Here is a 22,267-nt window from a genome sequence, read left to right on the forward strand (position 1 = left end):
GTGAGTGACATGGTCGAGCTGGCGAGGACGCCCGTCGTACTGGAGGTGCCCGCGACGGTGGGGGCACTGGGCGACATCGCCGCGTTCGTCCTGCGGCTGGCCGGACGGGCGGGGCTGGACAGGCGCGCCGCCTACCGGCTCCGGCTGGCCGTCGACGAACTGGCCACGAACATCGTGATGCACGGGTACCGGGGCGGCGACGGACGGATCACCGTCCGCGGCCGCTCCGGCCCGGGCCGGGTCCAGATCACCCTCGAGGACTCCGCCCCCGCCTTCGACCCCGTCGCGGGCCGCCTGCCGCCCTGCCCCGGGGTCCCCCCGCAGGACCGGCGGATCGGAGGCCTCGGCATCCACCTGGCCCTGACCAGCGTGGACGAGTTCGCCTATGCGCACAGGGACGGCCGCAACATCAGCACGCTGACTGTGAAGGCTGAGGGGACGGACCCATGCCCTCCACGACCGTGATCATCCTCGACGCGTACCCGGCACCACCGCCCGAACTGCTCGACGCACTGCGGACGATGGACGCCTCACTCGTCACCCGCACGCTGACGGAGCTGCGCGAGGGCCCGCTGGAGCTGCTGCCCGTCGCCGACGTGCTGCTGGCCCCGGCCGATTCCGACGGGGACGCCGTGCGGACGGCCGTACGCCGGCTGCGCCGCTGGGCCGGTGCCCCCATCGTGGTCGTCTGGACCGTGACGGAGTTCGCCGCCCTGGAGGAGCACGTCCGGATCGGGCACGACTACCTCGTACCGCCCTTCCTCCCTGCCCTCGTCGGGGCCCGGCTGCACAGCTGCTCGGAGCGCGCCGGACTCGGCCGCACCCTGCGGGAGGCCGACGCCCGCGCCGAACTCATGGGCTACGAGAAGGAACTGGAGATCGGCCGGGAGATCCAGGCGGGCTTCCTGCCCGAATCCCTGCCCGTCCCCGACGGCTGGGAGATCGACGTACGCTTCCGGCCCGCCCGGCAGGTCGCCGGGGACTTCTACGACGTCTTCGAGATCTCCCGCGGCCGCCGGCTGGCCTTCGTCGTCGCCGACGTCTGCGACAAGGGGGTCGGCGCCGCCCTCTTCATGGCACTCATCCGCTCCCTGCTCCGGCACACCGCGCAGAACAGCGGACTGCAGCACCTGGTCGCCGCCGGACGGGCCGGCGGCAGCCGGCGGATCCCGGTGGTCGGGGCCACCCCCCTGCTCAACGCGGTCACCGCAACCAACGGCTACCTCACCAGCAACCACCTGCGGCAGGGGTACTTCGCCACCCTGTTCTTCGGGGTGCTCGACCCGCTCACCGGCAGCCTCGTCTACATCAACGGCGGCCACAACCCGCCCCTGCTGCTGCCCGCCGACGGCAGCCCGCCCGCCCCACTGGACATCACCGGACCGGCCGTCGGCGTCCTGCCCGACTGCGTCTACACGCTCGGCTACGCCCAGCTCGACCCCGGCGACACCCTCTTCGCGTTCACCGACGGAGTGCCCGAGGCCCGCTGTCCGAACGGCAGTTTCCTCGGCGACGAACGGATGCTGGAACTGCTCGCCGGACCACCGGTCAGCGGCAAGGAGGTGGTCGACCGGATGGACCTCGCGGTGCGCGAGCACACGGGCACCGCCGAACAGCACGACGACGTCACCATGCTCGCCCTGCACCGGCCGCGTACGGCGCGGGGGCCGTACGCGCCCGCACCCGGCCACCGGGTGGTGGCCTAGATGGCCCGCACCATCGTGGTGCACTCGCACCGCGGCGGCACCGGGAAGTCCTCCGTACTGGCCAACCTCGCGCTGCTGATCGCGGCCGGGGGACGCCGGGTGGGGGTCGTGGACACCGACATCCAGTCACCCACCCTGGACCTGCTGTTCCGGCTCGGCCCCGGGCCCTCGCTGGCCGACTACCTGCTCGGCCGCTGCGAGATCGAGGCCACCGCCCAGCGGGCCGGCGTGTCCGGGCTGTACGTCGTACCGGCCCGGACCGGGACGGCGGCACTGCGGGAGCTGATGGCCGGCGGCTACGACGTGGGCCTGCTCCCGGAGGGCTTCGACCGGCTCGTCGGCCACTACGCGCTGGACGTCCTGCTGCTCGACACCCACGCCGGGCTCAACAACGAGTCGGTGGCCGCGATGGCGAGCGCCGACGTACTGATGATCATGGCCCGCGCGGACCGGATCGACCTCTCCGGGGTCGAGGAGACCATCGCCCTCGCCGGGCGCCTGGCCTGCCGCCGGACCCTGGTGCTGAGCATGGCACCCGCGGGCATCGACCGGGAGGCGGCCCGGCGGCGCTCCGAGGAGGTCTACGGCGCACCCGTGGCCGGAATCCTGCCCTACTCGCCGGAAATGGCCTCCTTGTACGGCGAGCGCATATTTGCAGAAGCCCATCCCGACCACCCCCTGGTCGGTGAATTCCGCACCATCATCTCGGCGTTGGACGCACGTGACGAAGTATCGCGGGCCTGACGTCACCCCCTTACGCCCCCTGCAGGGGGCGTGTTGAATCGGCAGCGAATCCAGAACAAGGAGAGAATCATGAAGATTCTCGTCGTCATGACGGCCAAGGCGACCCTGCACCTGCTGGACGGTGAACAGCATCCTTCGGGATTCTGGGCAGAGGAATTCGTCGTTCCCTTCTCGCTCTTCAAGGCGGCCGGTCACGACGTGGACGTGGCGACGATCGGAGGCCGCACGCCCACGGTCGACCCGACGAGCATCGACCCCCAGTTCCTCCGGTGGGTCCGGCCCCAGGGTTCCCCCGACGAGGACGCGGCCAACGCCGCCGAATACGTCCGGGTCATCGAGAACACCCCCCAGCTGAAGGCGCCCCTGGCCCTGGAGTCCCTCACCGAGAAGGACGTCACCGACTACGACGGCGTCTACGTCAGCGGCGGCCACGGCGCGATCGGCGACCTGCCCAAGTCCGACGAGCTCGCCCAGATCCTGCGCTGGGCCATCGCCCAGGACAAGCCCCTCGCCACCGTCTGCCACGGCCACACCTCGCTGCTCGCGCTGCGCGACGGCGAAGGCCGCTGGCCGTTCGAGGGCTACCGGATGACCGCCTTCTCCCACGACGAGGAACTCGTCACCAACATGGCGGGCCGGCTCCCGCTGATCCTGGAGGTCGAGCTCACCCGGCTCGGCGCCCGCTACGAGAAGGCCGACGCGATCTGGGACTCGCACGTCGTCGTCGACCGCAAGCTGACGACCGGCCAGAACCCGTACTCCTCGAAGGCCCTCGCCGAGACGTTCCTGGCGCAGCTCGCGAAGGGCTGACCCCGCCCGATTCGCAACCGACACCGGAAGGCAGCCATGACCAAGCGTGAGCTGAGCGGCCCGCCCCTCGCCAACCCCGGGAAACTGTTCATCGGCGGCCAATGGGTCCCGGCCCGGGACGGCCGTACCGAGCCGGACGTCAGCCCCGTGGACGGACAGGAGATCGTGCCGGTGGCCCAGGCCGCCGCGGCCGACGCGGACGCGGCCGTGGCCGCCGCCCGTACGGCGTACGAAGAAGGGCCGTGGAGCAGACTGTCCGCCCAGGAGCGGGCGCTGCGGCTGAACCGGGTCGGTGAGCTCATCGAACGCGACCTGGAAGAGATCGCCCTGCTGGAGACCGTGGACATGGGCAAGCCGTTCGCGTTCTCCAGCACCGTCGACGCCCCCATGGCCGCCCAGCTCATGCACTACTACGCCGGGGCCGTGACCCGCGTCGACGGCTCCTCGCGCGCCCCGGCCGGCGGGCAGCTCGCCTACACGCTGCGCGAACCGCTGGGCGTGGTCTGCGCGATCACCCCGTTCAATTTCCCGCTGCTGCTGTCGATGACGAAGATCGCACCGGCACTGGCGGCGGGCAACACGGTCGTCCACAAGCCCTCCCCGGCCACCCCGCTCACCGCACTGAAGATCGCCGAGCTCTTCCAGGAGGCGGAGATCCCCGACGGGGTGCTCAACGTGGTCACCGGCCCCGGCGTGGAGCTGGGCGAGACCCTCACCGACCACCCCGGCATCGACAAGATCGCCTTCACCGGTTCCACCGTGGTCGGCCAGTCGATCATCCGCAGGGCGGCCGGCACCCTGAAGAAGGTGACGATGGAGCTCGGCGGCAAGTCCGCCAACATCGTCTTCGCCGACGCCGACCTCGACGCCGCCGAGGAACTCGCCTTCTTCGGCATCTACTACAACAAGGGCGAGATCTGCACCGCCGGATCCCGGCTGCTGCTCCAGCGCCCCGTCCACGACGAGCTGGTCGAACGCCTCGTGCGCCGGGCGGCCGCCCTCAAACCCGGCGACCCGCGCGACCCGGCCACCCTCTTCGGGCCCCTGGCCCACCGCGGCCAGTTCGACAAGGTCAGCTCGTACATCGAGATCGGCGAGAAGGAGGGCGCGGTCCTGCGGACCGGCGGCACCGGCTGGACCCCCGAGGGGGCCTCCGCCGAGGGCCTGTACTTCCTCCCGACCGTCTTCACCGGTGTCGACAACGGGATGCGCATCGCCCAGGAGGAGATCTTCGGCCCGGTGCTGTCGATCATCCCCTTCGACACAGAGGAGGACGCCGTGCGCATCGCCAACGACAGCGCGTACGGCCTCGCCGCCGGCGTCCACACCAAGGACCTGCGCCGCGCCCACCGCGTCGCCTCCCAGATCAAGGCCGGCACCGTCTGGGTCAACTGCTACAACCAGTACGACCCCGCGGTGCCCTACGGCGGCTACAAGGCCTCCGGCTTCGGCCGCGAGTGCGGACCCGAATCCCTGGAGAGCTACACCCAGACCAAGTCGGTCTGGATCGGCATGGACTGACAGCGGCAGATCCCCTTCCCGAGGAGCGGCAATGCGGACAGGCATCATCGGCACCGGGCGGATCGGCACGGTCCTCGCGAGGATCCTCGTGGCGGCGGGCCACCAGGTGGTCCTCGCCAACGCCCGGGGCCCGCAGACCCTCGGCCCGCTCGTGGCCGAGCTGGGACCGGCGGCCTCGGCGGCGCACCCCGCCGAGGCCGCCGCCCAGGCCGAACTCCTGGTGCTGATGGTGCCCTTCGAGCGCGTCCGGGGACTGCTCCCGCCGCACGTCGTGCAGGACAAGGTGCTGGTGGACGCGACGAACGCGTTCGGCGGCCCCGGCGCCCCCGCCGACCTCGGCGGGCGCGCCTCCAGCGACCTGGTCGCCGAGTGGTACCCGGACGCCCAGGTCGTGAAATCACTGAACACCATGCATTACGAAACACTCGCCGTCGCGGGATCCGCACCCGGAGAGCGCCTGGCGCATTTCACCGCGGGCGACGACGCGAAAGCGAAGGAAATCGTCGCGGGAATCATCACGGATCTCGGATTCGCCCCCGTCGACACCGGTCCGCTGCACTCCGGTGGAATTCTCCAACAGCCCGGCGGGCCCCTCTTCAACCGGCCCCTCACGGAAGCGCAGGCGCTGGCATGGATATCACGCTGAACGTGAACGGAAGACCCGAGCGGTTCTCGGCGCCGCCGAACGAACTGCTCGTGGAACGGCTCCGCGACGGCCTCGGCCTGACCGGTACCAAGGTCGGCTGCGACACCGGCCAGTGCGGCTCCTGCGTGGTCCGCCTCGACGGCCGCTCCGTCAAGAGCTGCCTGGTCCTCACCGCCTCCGCCGCCGGCGGCGAGGTCGCCACCATCGAAGGCGTCACCACCCGCGGCGGGGAACTGTCCGGCCTCCAAGAGGCCCTGCGCGAGGAACACGGCACCCAGTGCGGCTTCTGCACCCCCGGCATGGTCATGGCCCTCGGCGAACTCGTCGACGCCACCGCCGACGGCCCGGCCCCCACCGAGCCCGAAATCCGCGAGTGGCTCACCGGCAACCTGTGCCGCTGCACCGGCTACCACAGCGTCGTACGGGGAGTGCAGCGCGCCTGCGCGGCCGGCCGCGACGAGGTGCGCGCCGGCTCCGCCGCATCCACCGCAGCCGCACCGGAGGTGTGAGGGACATGACCACAGTGACGGGGGAGGCCCCGGCCGACCGGGGCGGCGTGCTCGGGCAGCCGCTGGACAGCCGCGAGGATCCGCAGCTGCTGCGCGGCGAGGCCACGTACGTGGCGGACATCGACCTGCCCGGTACCGCGCACATGGCCATCCTGGGCAGCCCGGTGGCCCACGCGAGGATCCTGTCCATCGAGACCAAGGCCGCCGAGCAGCTGCCCGGAGTGCTGAAGGTGGCCACCGCGGCCGACTTCACCGACGTCATGCCGCTGCCCTGCATCTGGATCCCCGGCGGCGTCGAGAGCCACTTCCCGCCGCACCCCTACGGGCTTCCCGGCGCCCGCCCGGTCCTCACCGGCGACACCGTCCGCCACGTCGGCGACCCCATCGCCGCGGTCGTCGCCGAGACCCCCCGGCAAGCCGCAGCGGCCCTGGCCGCCATCGCCGTCGAGTACGAGCCGCTGCCCGTCGTCACCCGCGCCGACGAGGCCCTCGCCGACGGCGCGCCCCAGCTCCACGAGGCCGTCCCGGGCAACCTCAACGCGTACTGGACCTGCGGAGACAAGGACCGCACCGACGCGGCCATCGCCGCCGCCGAGGTCACCGTCGAACTCGACCTGGTCAACCAGCGCACCATCAACAGCCCCATCGAACCGCGTGGCGCGGTCGGCGACTACGACCCGGCCACCGGCGAGTACACCCTCTACGCCTCCACCCAGGGCCCGCACAACCACCGCTTCCTCCTCTCCGCGCTGGTCCTCGGCATCCCCTTCAACAAGCTCCGGGTGATCGCCCCGACCGTCGGCGGCAGCTTCGGCACCAAGGGCTACCTGTACCCCGACATGCCCCTGGTCCTGCTGCTCTCCAAGGCGCTCGGCCGGCCCGTGAAATGGGTGGACACCCGTACCGGCCTGATGAACTCCACCGTCCAGGGCCGCGACCACCGCCAGCACGTCACCCTCGCCGGCACCCGCGACGGCCGCATCACCGCGGTGCGCTGCACCAGCTACGCCAACCTCGGCGCGTACCCCTCGACGATCGGCCCCGGCGTCGCCACCGCCCTGATGGGCCGCTCCATCAGCGGCATGTACGACATCGACGCCGCCTTCTGCGAGGTGTACGCCGCCTTCACCAACACCGTCCCGCTCGGCGCGCAGCGCGGCAGCGGACGCGCAGAGGCCGCCTTCCTCATGGAGCGGCTCGTCGACCGGTACGCCTCCGAGATCGGCATGGACCCGGCAGCGGTGCGGCGCAGGAACCTGGTGCCGAAGGAGAAGTTCCCCTACGACAACGGTCTCGGCTGGACCTACGACTCCGGGGACTACCGGCTGAACTTCGACAGGGCCGTCGAACTGTCCGGTTACGCCGACATGCCCGCCCGGAAGGCGGAAGCCCGCACCCGTGGCAAACGCCTCGGCGTCGGCATCGCCACCTACGTCGCGATCTGCGGCGTCGGCCCCTCCACCCGGATGTCGCAGGAGGGCATGCTCGGCGGCACCTGGGAGAGCGCCAACATCCGCGTCCACCCCACCGGCGAGGTCACCGTCACCGTCGGCTCCGCCTCCACCGGACAGAGCCACGGCACCGTCTTCGCGCAGGTCGCCGCGGACGAGCTCGGCATCAACCCCGCGACCGTCCAGGTCCACGAGGGCGACACGCAGAAGGCCCCGTACGGTCAGGGCACCTACGGCTCCCGCTCCTACAGCATGGCCGCGCCCGCCGTGGCCCTCACCGCCCGCAAGCTCAAGGCCAAACTGGTCCGGGCCGGCGCCGTCTTCCTGGGCGTGCCCGAGGACAGGGTCGTCTACGAGGGCGGCGGCATCCACGAAGAGGGCAACCCGGAGAACGCCAAGACCTTCGCCGAACTGGCCATGGCCATGTGGTACGGCTGGGGACTGCCCCCGGAGATCGAGCCGGCGCTGGACGAGACCACCCACTTCGACCCGCCGGACTTCAACTACCCCTTCGGCACGCACGTCGCCGTCGTCGAGATCGACGAACTGACCGGCGAGACCGAGGTGGTCGCCTACACCGCCGTCGACGACGCCGGCAACATCGGCAACCCGAAGATCGTCCAGGGGCAGATCGAGGGCAGCATCGTGCACGGCCTGGGCCAGGCCCTCATGGAGGCCGCCGAATACGACGAGAACGGCCGGCTGCTCAGTGCCGACCTCGGCCACTACGCCCTGCCGCGCGCGGCCGACGTGCCGTTCTTCGCGCTCGACAAGACCGTCACGCCCAGCCCGCACAACCCGCTCGGCGCGAAGGGAGCGGGCGAGATCGCCACCGTTCCGCCCGCCGCCGCCGTGGTCAACGCCGTCGTCGACGCCCTCTCCGACCTGGGCGTCCGGCACATCGACATGCCGCTCACCCCCGAGAAGGTCTGGCGCCGCCTGAGAGGGGAATCCCAGTGATCCTCACCGAGTTCGACTACGCCCGCCCCGCCGCGCTCGACGAGGCGCTCGCCCTCCTGGCGGGTACCCGCGGCGCCCGGGTGCTGGCCGGCGGCCAGAGCCTGCTGCCCGACCTGCGCGCCGGAGCCGACGACGCCCGCCTGCTCGTCGACATCCGGCAACTGGCCGAGCTGCGCGGCACCACCCGCACCCCGGACGGCCGCCTGCTGCGCATCGGGGCCCTCACCACGCTGGCCGACCTGGCCGCCGACCCGCTGGTGCTCGCCGCAGCACCGGAACTGGCCGCCGCGGCCCGCTCCAACGGCGACCCGCAGGTCCGCAACCTCGGTACGGTCGGCGGCAACCTGGCCGCCTCCGGGCGGCCGACCGACCTGCCGGTCGCCGCCATCGCCGCCGACGCCGTCGTCGAACTCGCCGGGCCCGGCGGCCGCACCACCCTCCCTGCCGAGGAGTTCGCCGCCGCCGGCGCACCCGAAGGCGAGGTCCTCACGGCCCTGCTCGTGCCCGCCGCCGGGCCGGCCGCGGCCTTCGAGAAGTCCGCCGACCGCGCCACCCGCTACCCGGTCTGCGCCACCGCCGTACGGATCACCCCCGACGGGCCGCGCATCGCCGTCACCGGGGCCACCCCCGGGCCCCTGCGCCTGCGCGGGGTCGAGGACCGGCTGCGCGGGGGCCCGTACGGCACGGAAGCCGTACTCGCCGCCTTCCGCGCCGAACCCCGGGAGCTGTTCGTCCCCGGGCGCGGCACCTCGGCCGAGTACCTCGGCCACCTCGCGGGGGTCCTCACCGCCCGAGCACTGCAGAGGGCCGAGCGGGCCCTCGCCTGACCGACCGACCACGGGCCCGCCCGGGCCCATCACGGGGGAGTTGAGTGAAGCAGTGGCCGAACCGTCCCGAACGACCACGGAGGTATCCGTGCACCCCGCCGCCCACGCGGCCGGCGCGCCCAGAGGCTCCGGCTTCTGGGTGGTGGGCGCCGTCCTCGTGCTGCTGATGCTCTCCTCCTCCGTGCCCTCCGCCCTCTACGTGCTCTACCAGCAGAAGTGGGGCCTGTCCTCCGGCACGATCACGGTGGTCTTCGCCCTGTACGCCGTGACCGTGCTGGCCGGGCTCCTGCTCTTCGGCTCCCTCTCCGACACCCTGGGCCGGCGCCCGGTCCTGGGCACCGGCCTGGTCCTGGCGATCGTCTCCATGGCCCTGTTCGCCGGAGCCCAGGGGCTCGGACTGCTCCTCGCCGCCCGCGCCGTGCAGGGCCTCGCCGTGGGCCTCGCCACCGGAGCGATGGGCGCGGCCCTGCTGGAACTGGGCCCCGCCTCGCGCCCGGCGCTGGGAGCCCAGGCCAACAGCGCCGGACCGACCATCGGGATCGGGCTCGGCGGGATCGGTGCCGGACTGCTCGTCCAGTACGCCCCCGCACCGACCGTCCTGAGCTACCTGCTGCTCATCGGGGCCTTCGCCGTCACCCTGGTGGGTGTCGTCCGCATGCCGGAGAGCGCTCCCGGCGCCGGCGGCCGGCTGCGGGTGGTCCCGCACCGGATCCACGTACCGGCGGGCGCCCGGGGCCGCTTCCTGGTCCTCGTCCTGACCATCGTGGCCGTCTGGTCCGTGGGCGGCTTCTACCTCTCGCTCGGCCCGCACCTGGCGCTGTCCCTGCTCCGGTCCACGAACTACCTCGTCGGCGGGGCCACGGTCGCCCTGCTCGCCGGCGCCGCCACCGTCGCCCAGCTGATGCTCGGCCGCACCGCGGCGCTGCGCACCGCCGTCCTCGGGCTGCTCGGCATGCTCACCGGTCTCGGGATGGTGCTGCTCGCGCTGGGCTTCGGCTCGGCCCCCGTGTTCCTGGTGGCGACGGCCGTCCTCGGCAGCGGCTGGGGAGCCGCCTTCCTCGGCGCCTTCCGGGCGCTGAGCGGACTGGCGGACCCGGCGCACCGCGGTGAACTGACCGCCGCCGTATACGTCTTCGCGTACCTCGCGATGAGCGTGCCGGCCGTGCTCGCCGGGATGCTCACCAATGTCCACGGGCTGCACCGCACCTCGGTCGGCTTCATGGCCGCCGTCGCCGCGGTGTGCGCGGTGGCCCTGCTGGCCACCGTACGGCTGGCCGCCCGTACCAGAACCGAGGGGAGTGCCGCATGAACACGCCGGAGCTGCGCTCCGCCCTGCGGGCCCTGGAGGTCTTCGCGGGGATCACCGAGGAACAGCTGGACTGGCTGGTCTCGGTGTCCCGGCCGCAGGTCCTCGCCGACGGGGAGGTGCTCTTCCGGGACGGCGAGGAGGCCACTGGCTTCCACGTACTGCTCTCGGGCGGGCTCGTCGTGACCAAGGTCGTCGACGGCCGGGAGGAGGTGCTCACCCGGCACTCCACCGAGGAGGAGGGCGTCGCGGCCGACGACCACGACGGCAAGCCCGCGGCCGCCCACCGCTTCACCGGCGAACTGCCGCTGCTGACGGACGGCGCGTACGTGGCCACCGCCGCCGCGACCGGGCCGTCGACCACGGTCGTGGCCTACCCCAAGGCGGTCTTCTTCGAGATGCTCACGCGCTGCCACGGGGTGGCCGCCGTGCTGATCCCCGTTCTGGCCTGGCGCATCAAGTCCTCCGAGGTCCAGGCCCGGAAACGGGCCACCGTGGAGGCGCTGGGCACCCTCGCGGCAGGGCTCGCGCACGAGTTGAACAATCCGGCTGCGGCGGTCGCCCGGGCCGCGCAGGAACTGGCCCCCGCCCTGGAGCGGCTCACCAGGACCGCCCAGGACTGGGGTGCGGCCGCCACCCCCGCCGAGCGTGCGGTCCTCGACCGGGTCACCGGGGAGCTGGACGCGCTGCCGCCGCCGGTCACCACCGACCCGCTGGCCCAGGCCGACGCCGAGGAGGAGATCGCCGACTGGGCGGCGGGGGCCGGCGCCGAACGCCCCGGTCTGCTCGGCTCGGGCGTCTCCGACCTCGGACTGGAGCTGGGCTGGCTGCTGGAGCGGACGGAGGGCGTGGGCAAGGAGGCCCTCGCCCGCGCCCTCGACCACCTGGCGGCGCTGCTGGAGATCCGCTCGCTCGCCGCCGAGCTGCGGGCCGCGGGTCCGAGGATCTCCCAACTCGTGTCCGCCACCCGGGATTACGCCAATCTCGACCGGGCGCCCGAGCAGCGCTTCGCGGTGACCGAGGGACTGGAGAACACGCTGGTCGTGCTGCGTGCCAAGCTCGACGGCATCACCATCGTCCGTGCGTACGAACCCGACCTGCCCGAACTGACGGGCTATCCGAGCGAGTTGAACCAGGTGTGGACCAACCTCGTCGACAACGCCGTCGAGGCCATGGAAGGCGCCGGCGTGCTGACGCTGAGCGCCCGGGCCGAGGGCGTCTGCATGGTCGTGGAGGTGGCCGACACCGGCCGGGGCATCCCCGAGGAGTCCCTGCCGCGGATCTTCGAGCCCTTCTACACCACCAAGGACGTGGGCAAGGGAACGGGCCTGGGGTTGCACCTCAGCTACCGCATCGTGACCCAGCGCCACCGCGGGTCGCTCACGGCCCGCTCGCGTCCCGGCGAGACCCGGATGGTCGTGCGGCTGCCCTTCGCGGGCAGCGCCGAGTCCTGCCTCCCACCTGCGCGCACACCCGATACCGCACAGGAAACCGCGTCCGCGCGCACCCCGGGCGCCCCTCCCAGTTGAAACGGAGTCGACATGACCAAGTACGACATCTCCACGCTGCACCCGGTGTTCGTCCGTCAGATGGAGGCGCTGGCCGCCCTGGACATCGAGGCGGTGATGAAGAACTACACCGACGACGCCGTGCTGCTGCGCTTCGAGGGCGTCTCGGTGGGTATCGAGGCGGTCCGTGAGACCTTCACCGGCTATCTCGCGGTGAAGCCCACGCTGGTGGAACTCCAGGAGTACGTCGAGACCGAGGACACCATCTTCTACCGGGCGATCATGAACCTGAACGGCGAACCGGAGCACGCGTTCGGGACACTCGTGGTCCGCGATGGCCGAATCTGGCGCCAGACGGCCGGCTTCGGCGGCTGAGACCGGAAATCTGGGTAGCGTGTGCGGGGAGGGGCGGGAGAACGCGCTCTCCCCGTATGCGCGGCCCACCGCGCGCGTAGAGAAACGGCAAAGGGGAGGTCATGGAAAATGAAACCGGGCGGGTCGAGGCATTCAGTGACGGCGTATTCGCCATCATCATTACGATCCTCGTCCTGGAATTAAAGGTTCCGGAAGAAACCGGGTCCGAGTTCTGGCACGGTGTCCGTGAACAATGGCCCCATTACGCCGCCTATGTGGTGAGCTTCCTCATCATCGGTGTGATGTGGGTGAACCACCACACCATCTTCAGTCACCTCAAGCGCGTCGACCGTCCGCTGTTGTTCCTGAACCTCATGGTGCTGATGGTGGTCTCGGTGATTCCGTACACCACCAACGTGCTCGCCGAACACCTCACCGAAGGCGGCTCCGCCAACCCGGCCGCCGTGCTCTACAGCCTCGTCACCGTCGCCTACGCCTTGGCGTTCCTGCTCTTCTGGTGGTACGTCACCCGGGTCGGGCACCTCTTCCACGAACAGGTGGACAAGGACGGCGCGCGAGCCACGCGGGTGCGCTTCGGCCTCGGCGCCATCGCCTACCCCTGCACGGTCGTCCTGGCCTTCTTCTCCGCACCGCTCACACTTGTCGCACACTTCCTGATCGCGATCTACTATGCGGCGAACCAGATCCCCATCCCCCTCGTGGTAGAGGAAGAGCGGCTCGAATCTGCCAGCGACCTCAGGAAGTAGCCGCAGGGGCCTACGGCCGTTCTCCGCGGTCAAGTAGGGTATCGGATCTAGCTGGTCGCGGGGGAGGCACCAGATGGCTCGCGCAGTCCTGCCGGAGGATTCCGCCAAGGAAGTCCCCGAATTGATCGATGTCATGATCTCTCTTCTCTTTGAGTCCTTACCCCGGCGGGACCAGCGAAACTGGGCCCGCGTTTATCTGAACGGCCTCGTGCGGACCAACGGGAAGAAAACAATCCGTAACATCGCCGGAACCGGAGCGAGTTCCGTCGAGCAGAGCCTGCAGCAGTTCATCAGCAAGTCCCCCTGGGACTGGACGCCCGTACGGCGTTCCCTCGCCCAGCACCTCGAACGCACCGCACAGCGTCCGCTGGCCTGGGTGCTCCAGCCCATGGTCATCGAGAAGGCCGGGGACCGCTCGGTCGGCGTCGGCCGGCAGTTCGTCCCCCAGCTCGGCCGCACCGCCAACTGCCAGCAGGCCAGCGGGATCTGGCTCGCCTCCAGCGACGCCAGCTTCCCGGTCGAATGGACCCTCACCCTCCCCGGCCCCTGGACCAGCGAACTCATGCGCCGCCGGCGGGCCGGCATCCCGGACACCGCCCGCTCCCTCACCCCCGCCCAGGACGCCGTACACGCCGTCCAGCGGATGGCCGCCACCTGGCAACTCCAGCGCCGGCCCGTGGTGATGGAGGTCGCCAACGGCGACCTGCCGCAGAGCATCGACTCGTTCGCCCTCCAGGACATCCCCTTCGTCTTCAAGGTCGACGGCTCGCTGCCCGTCTCCTTCGGCGGCGCCGGCCGGCACAAACCCGGCCCGCACACCGCCCCCGCACGCGAACTCATCGACTCGCTGCGCTCCCAGCGCCGCGTCGTCGAATGGACCCGGCACGGCCGGGCCGAAGGAGCGGTGACCCTGCTGACCTCGGCCCCGATCTCCGCCACCCCCTGCGAGGACCGCCCCGCGTCCGCCCCGCCCACCCCGCTGCTGCTGGTCGGGGCATGGACCGAAGCGGCCCTGCTCCCCTCCGAGTTCTGGATCACCAACATCGGGGACCGGCCGCTCGCCCAGCTCTTCCTGCTCGCCAAGCTCACCGACCGCGTCTCCCTCGACTTCACCGAGACCTGCGAACAAGTCGGCATCCGCGACTTCGAGGGCCGCTCCTTCCGCGGCTGGCACCACCACGCCACCCTGGCGAGCGTCGCCCACGCCGCGAAACTGCTCTCCGCACGCCCCCACGCCCGCGACCCGTACCCCGGCCCCGCGCGCCCCGCCGCCCTCACCCAGCAGGCCACCGCCCTGCCCCGGCCCGCCGCAGCCCGCCCGGCCACCCCGGCCGTGCTGCCGCCACACCTGTCCGGACAGGCCCCACGCCGCGAATACATCCGCTGATGCTCGACATCGCCGCAGAGCTACGCGCGTGGTGCGCCGAGCGCCGGGAATTCGCCCTGGCCACCGTGGTCGCCGTCAGCGGCAGCGCGCCGCGCGGCCCCGGCGCCTCGCTCGCCGTCGACGACCGCGGCACCGCGCTCGGCTCTGTCTCCGGAGGCTGCGTGGAATCCGCCGTCCACGAACTGTGCCTCGACGCGATAACCTCCGGCCGGGGCGGCCTGCACCGCTTCGGCTACAGCGACGACGACGCCTTCGCCGTGGGCCTGACCTGCGGTGGAATCCTCGACGTCCTGGTCACCCCGGTCCGCGGCCGCGACCCGGTACGGCCCGTCCTCGGCTCGGTCCTCGACGCCGCCGCGGACGGCGCCCGGGCCGCGCTCGCCCGCGTCGTGTCCGGACCGCCGCGCCAGCTCGGCCGGGCCCTCGCCGTCCACGCCGACGGCTCCTACGAGGGCGGACTGGCCGGCGGCGCCGCCCTCGACCGGGCCGCCGCCGTCCGGTCCCGCGCCCTGCTCCTCGCCGGACACACCGGCACCACCGCACTCGGCACCGCCGGCGGGCTGTGCGGGGAGCCCCTGACCCTGCTCGTCGAGTCCGCCGCCGAACCGCCCCGGCTGATCGTCTACGGGGCCATCGACTTCGCCGCCGCCCTGGCCCGGATCGGCGCCTTCCTGGGCCACCGGGTCACGGTGTGCGACGCCCGGCCGGTCTTCGCCACCCCGGCGCGCTTCCCCGACGCCGACGAGGTGGTCGTCGACTGGCCCCACCGGCATCTGGCCGCGGAGTGGGAAGCGGGCCGGCTGGACTCCCGTACCGCCGTCTGCGTCCTCACCCACGACGCGAAATTCGACGTACCGCTGCTGGAGCTGGCCCTGCGGCTGCCGCTCGGCTACGTCGGCGCCATGGGATCGCGGCGCACCCACGCCGAACGCGTCGGACGGCTGCGCCAGGAGGGGGTCACGGACGCCGCCCTGGCCCGGCTGCGCTCACCCATCGGCCTCGACCTCGGCGGCGCCACCCCCGAGGAGACCGCACTGGCCATCGCCGCCGAGTTCACGGCCCTCCGGCACGGCGGATCGGCCGCCCCCCTGACCACCACCACCGGCCCCGTCCACCGCAGACCGGCACCGGCACCCGCACCCGCCCCCCGGCAGCCCTCAGCCCGCCCCGCCCTTGACGTGCTCCACGACCCGGTGGAACTCGGCGGACGGTGAGAAGTCGACGTACTCCGTGTCGGCGAGCGCCACGGGGACGTGCCCCGGGCCCCAGTAGAAGGCCTGCCCCTCCTCGTACACCTGCTCCCCGTCCCGGGTCCGCATCAGCAGCCGGCCCTTGAGGAGGTACCCCCAGTGCGGGCACGGGCACATGTCGTCCGGAAGCCCCTTGAGCGCCTCCGTGAAGTCGGTGCCCTGCGGGAGCCGGAAGAACCCGACGCTGAGGTCGCCGCCGATCTCCTGCACCCGCACCTCCAGCCCGCCGCCCTCCACCGCGATGGGTGTCTCTTCCCGCGTCGTCGCCCTCATGGATCCTCCACCCGGCCGTTCGGCCCGGACGTCCCGGGACCGTCCCTTCCCTTCCACTGTGGCCCGGACCGGTGCATCCTGCCCCTGCGGGAGCGGTCCGCCGCACCCCCGCGGGACGCAGGGTCCCGTAGGAAGACACCACACGGTCCGCAGCGCCTTGGACGATCGGCCCGGGCGGCATGAACCCCAGGTCGTGGGAGAATGAAGTACGTGCGTTTCCTCGGCTGCACCCTGTCGAGGCACCTCCGATTGACTGGGATGTTCAGCACGTGCGTTTCCTCAATGACCTGAAGCCGCCGTACGACCTCACGTACGACGATGTGTTCATGGTGCCGAGCCGCTCCGCGGTCGGTTCCCGCCAGGCCGTCGACCTCTCCTCGCCCGACGGGACCGGCACCACCATTCCCCTGGTCGTGGCGAACATGACCGCGATCGCCGGCCGCCGGATGGCCGAGACCGTCGCCCGCCGCGGCGGCCTCGTCGTCATCCCGCAGGACATTCCGATCGAGGTCGTCACCGACGTCATCTCCTGGGTGAAGACCCGCCACCTCGTGCTCGACACCCCGATCACGCTGGCGCCCGCCCAGACCGTCGCCGACGCACTGTCCCTGCTGCCCAAGCGCGCCCACGGCGCCGGCGTCGTCGTCGACGGCGGGGGCCGCCCGGTCGGCGTCGTCACCGAGCACGACCTGACCGGCGTCGACCGCTTCACCCAGCTCTCCGAGGTCATGTCGAAGGAGCTGCTGCTCATCGACGCCGACATCGACCCGCGCGAGGCCTTCAACCAGCTCGACGCCGGCCACCGCAAGCTGGCCCCGGCCGTCGACAAGGACGGCAAGCTCGTCGGCATCCTCACCCGCAAGGCCGCCCTGCGCGCGACCCTCTACACCCCGGCCACCGACGCGAACGGCAACCTGCGCATCGCGGCCGCCATCGGCATCAACGGCGACTTCGTGGCCAAGGCCAAGCAGCTGCTCGACGCGGGCGTGGACACGCTCGTCATCGACACCGCGCACGGCCACCAGGAGTCGATGATCAACGCGATCAAGGCCGTCCGCGCCCTGGACCCGCAGGTCCCGATCGTGGCCGGCAACATCGTCGCCGCCGAGGGCGTCAAGGACCTCATCGACGCCGGCGCGGACATCATCAAGGTCGGTGTGGGCCCCGGCGCCATGTGCACCACCCGCATGATGACCGGCGTGGGCCGCCCGCAGTTCTCCGCGGTGCTGGAGTGCGCGGCCGAGGCCAAGAAGTACGGCAAGCACGTCTGGGCCGACGGCGGCGTCCGCCACCCGCGCGACGTGGCGATGGCGCTGGCCGCCGGCGCCTCCAACGTCATGATCGGCTCCTGGTTCGCCGGTACGTACGAGTCCCCGGGCGACCTCCAGCAGTCCGCCGAGGGCCGCCTGTACAAGGAGTCCTTCGGCATGGCCTCCGCCCGCGCGGTGCAGAACCGCACGAGCGAGGAGTCGGCCTACGACCGCGCCCGCAAGGGCCTGTTCGAGGAGGGCATCTCCACCTCGCGCATGTTCCTCGACCCGGCCCGCCCGGGCGTCGAGGACCTGATCGACTCGATCATCGCGGGCGTCCGCTCCTCCTGCACCTACGCCGGTGCCGGCTCCCTCGCGGAGTTCGAGGAGAAGGCAGTGGTCGGCATCCAGTCCGCCGCGGGCTACGCCGAGGGCAAGCCGCTGCACGCCAGCTGGAGCTGAGCACCCGGGAACACCCGTCCCGCGGCCCCGGGCTCCGTCCACCACGGACGGGCCCGGGGCCGCGGCCGTTCAGGGCCGGGGCGGCGGGACCTGCCCGGACTGAGAACTGTGCACGCCCGCACGGTACTTGGGGATGCGCACCGTCACCTTCATGCCGGCGCCGACCCCCGTCTCCATCACCGGACCGTACGCGTCCCCGTACACCTGCCGGATCCGCTCGTCGACGTTGGGCAGCCCCACCCCCGACGAGGAACCCGCCCGCTCCCCGGCCAGGATCCGGCGCAGCAGCGCCGGATCCATCCCCACCCCGTTGTCCTCGACGGTGATCACCGCGTCGGGTCCCGCGTCCTGCGCCGTGATCGTGATCCGGCACTCCTCGGTGGAGTCCTCCAGCCCGTGCTTGACGGCGTTCTCCACCAGCGGCTGCAGACACAGGAACGGCAGCGCCACCGGCAGCACCTCCGGCGCCACCTGCAACGTCACCTTCAACCGGTCACCGAACCGGGCCCCGGCCAGCGCCAGGTACTGCTGGATGGAACGCAACTCCTCGGCCAGGGTGGTGAAGTCCCCGTGCCGCCGGAACGAGTACCGCGTGAAGTCCGCGAACTCCAGCAGCAGTTCCCGGGCCCGCTCCGGATCGGTCCGCACGAACGAGGCGATCGCCGCCAGCGAGTTGAAGATGAAGTGCGGGGAGATCTGCGCCCGCAGCGCCTTGATCTCCGCCTCCATCAGCCGGGTGCGCGAGCGGTCCAGCTCCGACAGCTCCAACTGCACCGACACCCACCGCGCCACCTCCGTCGCGGCCCGCACCAGCACCGCCGACTCCCGCGACCCGTACGCCACCAGCGCCCCCAGCATCCCGTCCTCGCCGGTCAGCGGGGCGAACACCGCCCACTTCAACGGACAGTCGGGCCGCTGGCACTCGGTCCGCACGCTCTGACTGCGCCCCGACTCCAGCATCACCGCCACCCGGGCCATCGCCCGCCGCTGGTGGTGGTCGGCCCCCGGCCCGTCCCACGCCAGCACCGCCTTGCGGTCCGTCAGGCACAGCGCCTCCGTGCCCAGCAGCGACCGCAGCCGCCGGGCCGCCTTGCGGGCCGCGTCCTCGGTCAGGCCCGCCCGCAGCGGGGGAGCGGCCAGCGAAGCCGTGTGCAACGTGTGGAAGGTGGCCCGCTCCACCGGCGTCCCCAGGTCCAGGCCCGCCAGGCGCTCCCCGCGGCGGGCGTGCCAGCGTCCCGCCGCCCAGCCGACGCCCAGCATCAGGGCCGCGCCCGCCACCGCCGGCACGACGAGCAGAGCCTGTCCCGCCCCCGTCACCGCCGTCCTCCCGCCGGGCCTCCGGCCACGACCTCCGGCAGGTGCAGCCGGGCCAGGGTGGCCGCCGTACCGGCCGGGATCCTCGACCGGGTGGCCAGCGACACCACCACCATCGTCAGGAACCCGAGCGGCACCGACCACGCCGCCGGCCAGGCCAGCATCGTGTGCGTCCAGCCCGCCGGAGCCAGCCCGGCCCGCGTCGCCAGCACCGCACTCAGCGCCGCCCCACCACCGGTGACCAGCCCCGCCACCGCACCCGGCGGCGTCAGCCCCCGCCACCAGATCCCCAGCACCAGCAGCGGGCAGAACGACGAGGCCGACACGGCGAACGCCAGCCCCACCGCATCCGCCACCGGCACCTCCGTGGCCGCCACGCTCCCGCCCAGCGGCACCAGGATCGCCACCAGCGCCGCCCAGCGGAAACTGGGCGCCCCGCACTTCGGCAGCACGTCCTGGTGCAGCACCCCGGCCACCGCCATGGTCAGTCCCGAGGCCGTCGACAGGAACGCCGCGAAGGCACCCCCGGCCAGCAGCGCCCCCAGCAGCTCGCCGAGCACCCCGCCCAGCATCCGCTCGGGCAGCACCAGCACCGCCGCGTCCGCGTCACCCGTCAGCGCCAGCTCCGGGACATAGATCCGGCCCAGCGCCCCGTACACCGGCGGCAGCAGGTAGAAGGCGCCGACCAGCCCCAGCACCACCAGCGTCGTGCGCCGCGCCGCCCGCCCGTTGGGACTGGTGTAGAACCGCACCGCCACGTGCGGCAGCCCCATCGTCCCCAGGAACGTGGCCAGGATCAGCCCGTACGTGGCGTACAGCCGGTAGTCCCGCAGCTCCCCGGACGGCGGCTCCGGCCAGGTGCCCGCTCCCGCACCCGGTTCCTCCCGCGCGTCCGGCACCGGAGTGTCCGGGGCGAACTCCAGCCGGGCGTGGGCCCGTACCGCATGCTCGCCGACCGCCAGCACCAGCGGCTCCGCCACATGAGCCCGCCCGTCCACCTGCCCGGTCACCGTCACCGCGAGCGGCTCCTTCACCGACAGCCGCACGTCCTGAGCCAGCGTCACCGACGTGGCCTCGCGGAAGACCGCCGGGGCGTCGAAGGTGGCCCGCGGCGCACCGTCCCCGGCCCACGCGGCGATCAGGAAGAACGCCGGGACCAGCAGGGCGGTGAGCTTGAGCCAGTACTGGAAGGCCTGCACGAAGGTGATGCTGCGCATCCCCCCGGCGGCCACCGCGACGCTGACCACACCGGCCACCACCAGCCCGCCCGCCCAGTGCGGGGCACCGGTGAGGACCTCCAGGGTCAGCCCGGCCCCCTGCAGCTGCGGCAACAGGTACAGCCAGCCCACCCCGACCACGAACAGCACCGCGATCCGGCGCACCGTCCGCGACTCCAGCCGCGCCTCCGCGAAGTCGGGCAGCGTGTACGCGCCGGAGCGGCGCAGCGGGGCCGCGACCAGGGCCAGCAGCACCACGTACCCGGCGGTGTAGCCGACCGGGTACCAGAGCATCCCGGGCCCCTGGAGCAGCACCAGACCCGCCACTCCGAGGAACGACGCCGCGGAGAGGTACTCCCCGCTGATCGCCGCCGCGTTCAGCCGCGGTCCCACCGTGCGCGAGGCCACGTAGAAGTCCGAGGTGGTCCGGGATATCCGCAGGCCCAGCGCGCCGAGCAGCAGCGTGACCAGGACGACGACCGCGACCGCGGTCAGCGCGTACGTCTGGTTCACCGGGGCGGTCCTTCGGACGGGGGAGGGGTGACCGGAGTCTACGCACGCCCCCGACCGGGCGACAGGCACGATTCGGACCTGCCGGTCCGCCCCGTTCAGACGGCCGGGTCACGGTGCTCGGCGCAGTCGCGCAAGGCGATCTCCAGCTCCACGTACGACTCCTCGGCACGCCGGAAGGCCAGCGTCAGCGCCGCCTCCGCGCGCGGCGGGACCTGGTCGCGGGCGCCCTCGCAGGACTCGTAGAGGATGTCCGCCCAGCGGGCGGCCGCACTGCGCAGCAGGGCGAGCAGCACCTGGGCCTCGGCGGGCCCCGCCGGCCGCCTCCGCGGCAGCCCGCTCAGGGCGTCGACCAGCGCCTGGACCTCGGACATCTCGCTCCTCCCGCGCCGGGAAGATCCACGATACGCAGCGCCGACGGCATCGGCGGGCCGTCCGCGCCGCCGGTGCGGCAGGCGGCTCCCGCGGATCGCCGTACGCCCCTCCCGGTGCGGTGAACGGCATCCGTGCGCGTCCGGCGGTCGCCCCACGGGGTCCGGCGGCGGTCGTCGGCGACCGGTTTCAGCCGGTCGCGTGCCGCATCAGGAGGTCGCGCAGTTCCCGCGCGTGCCTGCGGCTCACCTGGAGCTCCGCGGAACCGACCCGGACCGTGGTGGTGCCCGAGTCCAGCCGGAGCTCGTCGATCCGGGCCAGCGCCACCAGATGGCGGCGGTGGATCCGTACGAACCCGCGCGCCGCCCACCGTTCCTCCAGCGTGGACAGCGGGATCCGCACCAGATGGCTGCCCTCGTCGGTGTGCAGGCGGGCGTAGTCGCCCTGCGCCTCGACGTGGGTGATGTCGGCGATCGCCACGAAGCGGGTGACGCCGCCCAGTTCGACCGCGATCTGCTCCGGGCCCCGGTCGGGCACGGCCGCCTCCGGGGCGGGCCGGTGCGCCGCCACCACGGCCGGCGGGCCCGCCGGCGGCGCGGCGGCCACCGGCACCTCCTCGGCCCGGCCCAGCTGCGCGCAGGCCCGCCGCACGGCCTCGGCCAGCCGCTCCGGGCGCACCGGCTTGAGCACGTAGTCCACGGCCTTCAGGTCGAAGGCCTGCACGGCGAAACCCTCGTGGGCGGTGACGAAGACGATCAGCGGCGGCCGCGCGAACCCGGCCAGCAGCCGGGCGATGTCCAGCCCGGTCAGACCGGCCATGTGGATGTCGAGGAAGACCACGTCGATTCCGTCGGGCCCGTCCGGACCGGACTCCAGCGCCCGGGTGACCCGGCGCAGGGCCTCGGTGGCGTCCGAGGCGCCCTCGGCGCTGTGCACCCGGGGGTCCGAGCGCAGCAGGTAGAGGAGTTCCTCCAGGAGCGGCTTCTCGTCGTCGACAGCGAGCACACGCAGCATGCGGCCGAGTCTATGACCCGCCCGGCGCACTCCTGAGGGCCGAGAACGGGGCGCGGCCCCTGCCCGGGGGGAGGTGGGGCAGAGGCCGCGCGGACCGTGGTGGGGGGCC

21 protein-coding genes are annotated in these 22,267 nt (G+C 72.5%); 16 read left to right on the top strand and 5 right to left on the bottom strand.

The window, feature by feature from the left end; all coding sequences use genetic code 11:
• The first annotated feature begins 9 nt into the window (after positions 1–9).
• The 15 genes from IH80_RS0129325 (at position 10) to IH80_RS0129395 (ending at position 15,710) form a co-directional block, all read left to right on the top strand.
• A complete protein-coding gene (locus IH80_RS0129325; RefSeq protein WP_030964504.1) occupies positions 10–465 on the top strand; it encodes an ATP-binding protein in 456 nt (151 codons plus the stop codon).
• A complete protein-coding gene (locus IH80_RS0129330; RefSeq protein ID WP_051810095.1) occupies positions 447–1,706 on the top strand; it encodes a PP2C family protein-serine/threonine phosphatase in 1,260 nt (419 codons plus the stop codon). The genes IH80_RS0129325 and IH80_RS0129330 overlap by 19 nt, the downstream gene beginning before the upstream one ends.
• The gene (locus tag IH80_RS0129335; RefSeq protein ID WP_030964507.1) at positions 1,707–2,450 is read left to right on the top strand and encodes a MinD/ParA family ATP-binding protein; all 744 of its coding nucleotides are present in this window, start codon (positions 1,707–1,709) and stop codon (positions 2,448–2,450) included.
• A gap of 69 nt (positions 2,451–2,519) precedes the next feature.
• Positions 2,520–3,260, top strand: coding sequence for a type 1 glutamine amidotransferase domain-containing protein (locus tag IH80_RS0129340; protein WP_051810097.1), 741 nt, complete (start codon positions 2,520–2,522; stop codon positions 3,258–3,260).
• 36 nt (positions 3,261–3,296) lie between these two features.
• Positions 3,297–4,781 carry an aldehyde dehydrogenase family protein gene (locus IH80_RS0129345; protein WP_030964509.1) on the top strand — a complete coding sequence of 495 codons (1,485 nt, stop codon included), beginning with the start codon at positions 3,297–3,299 and terminating at the stop codon, positions 4,779–4,781.
• A 31-nt stretch (positions 4,782–4,812) separates the two neighbouring features.
• Positions 4,813–5,427: an NADPH-dependent F420 reductase gene (locus IH80_RS0129350; protein WP_030964513.1), complete on the top strand. Its 615-nt coding sequence runs from the start codon at positions 4,813–4,815 to the stop codon at positions 5,425–5,427.
• A complete protein-coding gene (locus tag IH80_RS0129355) occupies positions 5,424–5,936 on the top strand; it encodes a (2Fe-2S)-binding protein (protein WP_234432423.1) in 513 nt (170 codons plus the stop codon). Before IH80_RS0129350 ends, IH80_RS0129355 begins: the two co-directional genes overlap by 4 nt.
• A 5-nt stretch (positions 5,937–5,941) precedes the next feature.
• On the top strand, positions 5,942–8,347 hold the full coding sequence (locus tag IH80_RS0129360) for a xanthine dehydrogenase family protein molybdopterin-binding subunit (RefSeq protein ID WP_030964515.1): 2,406 nt from the start codon (positions 5,942–5,944) through the stop codon (positions 8,345–8,347).
• Positions 8,344–9,174, top strand: coding sequence for an FAD binding domain-containing protein (locus IH80_RS44980; protein WP_030964517.1), 831 nt, complete (start codon positions 8,344–8,346; stop codon positions 9,172–9,174). Before IH80_RS0129360 ends, IH80_RS44980 begins: the two co-directional genes overlap by 4 nt.
• Before the next feature lie 88 nt (positions 9,175–9,262).
• Positions 9,263–10,483 (top strand): MFS transporter, encoded by a 1,221-nt coding sequence (locus IH80_RS0129370; RefSeq protein ID WP_030964518.1) that lies wholly within the window; start codon positions 9,263–9,265, stop codon positions 10,481–10,483.
• Positions 10,480–12,009 carry an ATP-binding protein gene (locus IH80_RS0129375; protein WP_051810101.1) on the top strand — a complete coding sequence of 510 codons (1,530 nt, stop codon included), beginning with the start codon at positions 10,480–10,482 and terminating at the stop codon, positions 12,007–12,009. Before IH80_RS0129370 ends, IH80_RS0129375 begins: the two co-directional genes overlap by 4 nt.
• A 12-nt stretch (positions 12,010–12,021) precedes the next feature.
• Positions 12,022–12,363, top strand: coding sequence for a nuclear transport factor 2 family protein (locus IH80_RS0129380; protein ID WP_030964520.1), 342 nt, complete (start codon positions 12,022–12,024; stop codon positions 12,361–12,363).
• Between the two features lie 101 nt (positions 12,364–12,464).
• The gene (locus IH80_RS0129385) at positions 12,465–13,109 is read left to right on the top strand and encodes a TMEM175 family protein (RefSeq protein ID WP_037881427.1); all 645 of its coding nucleotides are present in this window, start codon (positions 12,465–12,467) and stop codon (positions 13,107–13,109) included.
• A 73-nt stretch (positions 13,110–13,182) separates the two neighbouring features.
• Positions 13,183–14,496, top strand: a complete 1,314-nt coding sequence (locus tag IH80_RS0129390; RefSeq protein ID WP_078906800.1) for a transposase — start codon at positions 13,183–13,185, stop codon at positions 14,494–14,496.
• Positions 14,496–15,710 carry an XdhC family protein gene (locus IH80_RS0129395; RefSeq protein ID WP_063757353.1) on the top strand — a complete coding sequence of 405 codons (1,215 nt, stop codon included), beginning with the start codon at positions 14,496–14,498 and terminating at the stop codon, positions 15,708–15,710. Before IH80_RS0129390 ends, IH80_RS0129395 begins: the two co-directional genes overlap by 1 nt.
• On the opposite strand, the gene IH80_RS0129400 is transcribed toward IH80_RS0129395, so the two are convergent.
• Entirely contained in the window at positions 15,654–16,019 is a 366-nt protein-coding gene (locus IH80_RS0129400; protein ID WP_030964525.1) for a hypothetical protein, read from the bottom strand. The two genes, IH80_RS0129395 and IH80_RS0129400, sit on opposite strands and share 57 nt — an antisense overlap.
• A 269-nt stretch (positions 16,020–16,288) precedes the next feature.
• Here IH80_RS0129400 and IH80_RS0129405 point away from each other — a divergent pair, with 269 nt between their 5' ends.
• The gene (locus IH80_RS0129405; protein WP_030964526.1) at positions 16,289–17,731 is read left to right on the top strand and encodes a GuaB1 family IMP dehydrogenase-related protein; all 1,443 of its coding nucleotides are present in this window, start codon (positions 16,289–16,291) and stop codon (positions 17,729–17,731) included.
• 69 nt (positions 17,732–17,800) lie between these two features.
• Here the strand turns inward: IH80_RS0129405 and IH80_RS0129410 are convergent, their stop codons facing one another.
• The 4 genes from IH80_RS0129410 to IH80_RS0129425 form a co-directional block, all read right to left on the bottom strand.
• Positions 17,801–19,048, bottom strand: coding sequence for a sensor histidine kinase (locus IH80_RS0129410; RefSeq protein ID WP_030964527.1), 1,248 nt, complete (start codon positions 19,046–19,048; stop codon positions 17,801–17,803).
• Positions 19,045–20,775 carry a cation acetate symporter gene (locus tag IH80_RS0129415; RefSeq protein WP_030964529.1) on the bottom strand — a complete coding sequence of 577 codons (1,731 nt, stop codon included), beginning with the start codon at positions 20,773–20,775 and terminating at the stop codon, positions 19,045–19,047. The genes IH80_RS0129410 and IH80_RS0129415 overlap by 4 nt, the downstream gene beginning before the upstream one ends.
• Before the next feature lie 95 nt (positions 20,776–20,870).
• Positions 20,871–21,146 (bottom strand): hypothetical protein, encoded by a 276-nt coding sequence (locus IH80_RS0129420; protein ID WP_030964530.1) that lies wholly within the window; start codon positions 21,144–21,146, stop codon positions 20,871–20,873.
• Positions 21,147–21,333: 187 nt separating this feature from the next.
• Positions 21,334–22,158: a LytR/AlgR family response regulator transcription factor gene (locus IH80_RS0129425; protein ID WP_030964531.1), complete on the bottom strand. Its 825-nt coding sequence runs from the start codon at positions 22,156–22,158 to the stop codon at positions 21,334–21,336.
• Between the last annotated feature and the right edge of the window lie 109 nt (positions 22,159–22,267).

This window comes from Streptomyces sp. NRRL S-378 (genome assembly GCF_000720645.1).
Lineage (GTDB): Bacteria > Actinomycetota > Actinomycetes > Streptomycetales > Streptomycetaceae > Streptomyces.

Bases quoted from the DNA above. Each gene is read 5' to 3' on its own strand.
- IH80_RS0129325 (WP_030964504.1), top strand. From the start codon at position 10: ATGGTCGAGCTGGCGAGGACGCCCGTCGTACTGGAGGTGCCCGCGACG.
- IH80_RS0129330 (WP_051810095.1), top strand. From the start codon at position 447: ATGCCCTCCACGACCGTGATCATCCTCGACGCGTACCCGGCACCACCG.
- IH80_RS0129335 (WP_030964507.1), top strand. From the start codon at position 1,707: ATGGCCCGCACCATCGTGGTGCACTCGCACCGCGGCGGCACCGGGAAG.
- IH80_RS0129340 (WP_051810097.1), top strand. From the start codon at position 2,520: ATGAAGATTCTCGTCGTCATGACGGCCAAGGCGACCCTGCACCTGCTG.
- IH80_RS0129345 (WP_030964509.1), top strand. From the start codon at position 3,297: ATGACCAAGCGTGAGCTGAGCGGCCCGCCCCTCGCCAACCCCGGGAAA.
- IH80_RS0129350 (WP_030964513.1), top strand. From the start codon at position 4,813: ATGCGGACAGGCATCATCGGCACCGGGCGGATCGGCACGGTCCTCGCG.
- IH80_RS0129360 (WP_030964515.1), top strand. From the start codon at position 5,942: ATGACCACAGTGACGGGGGAGGCCCCGGCCGACCGGGGCGGCGTGCTC.
- IH80_RS0129375 (WP_051810101.1), top strand. From the start codon at position 10,480: ATGAACACGCCGGAGCTGCGCTCCGCCCTGCGGGCCCTGGAGGTCTTC.
- IH80_RS0129380 (WP_030964520.1), top strand. From the start codon at position 12,022: ATGACCAAGTACGACATCTCCACGCTGCACCCGGTGTTCGTCCGTCAG.
- IH80_RS0129385 (WP_037881427.1), top strand. From the start codon at position 12,465: ATGGAAAATGAAACCGGGCGGGTCGAGGCATTCAGTGACGGCGTATTC.
- IH80_RS0129390 (WP_078906800.1), top strand. From the start codon at position 13,183: ATGGCTCGCGCAGTCCTGCCGGAGGATTCCGCCAAGGAAGTCCCCGAA.
- IH80_RS0129395 (WP_063757353.1), top strand. From the start codon at position 14,496: ATGCTCGACATCGCCGCAGAGCTACGCGCGTGGTGCGCCGAGCGCCGG.
- IH80_RS0129400 (WP_030964525.1), bottom strand. From the start codon at position 16,019: ATGAGGGCGACGACGCGGGAAGAGACACCCATCGCGGTGGAGGGCGGC.
- IH80_RS0129420 (WP_030964530.1), bottom strand. From the start codon at position 21,146: ATGTCCGAGGTCCAGGCGCTGGTCGACGCCCTGAGCGGGCTGCCGCGG.
- IH80_RS0129425 (WP_030964531.1), bottom strand. From the start codon at position 22,158: ATGCTGCGTGTGCTCGCTGTCGACGACGAGAAGCCGCTCCTGGAGGAA.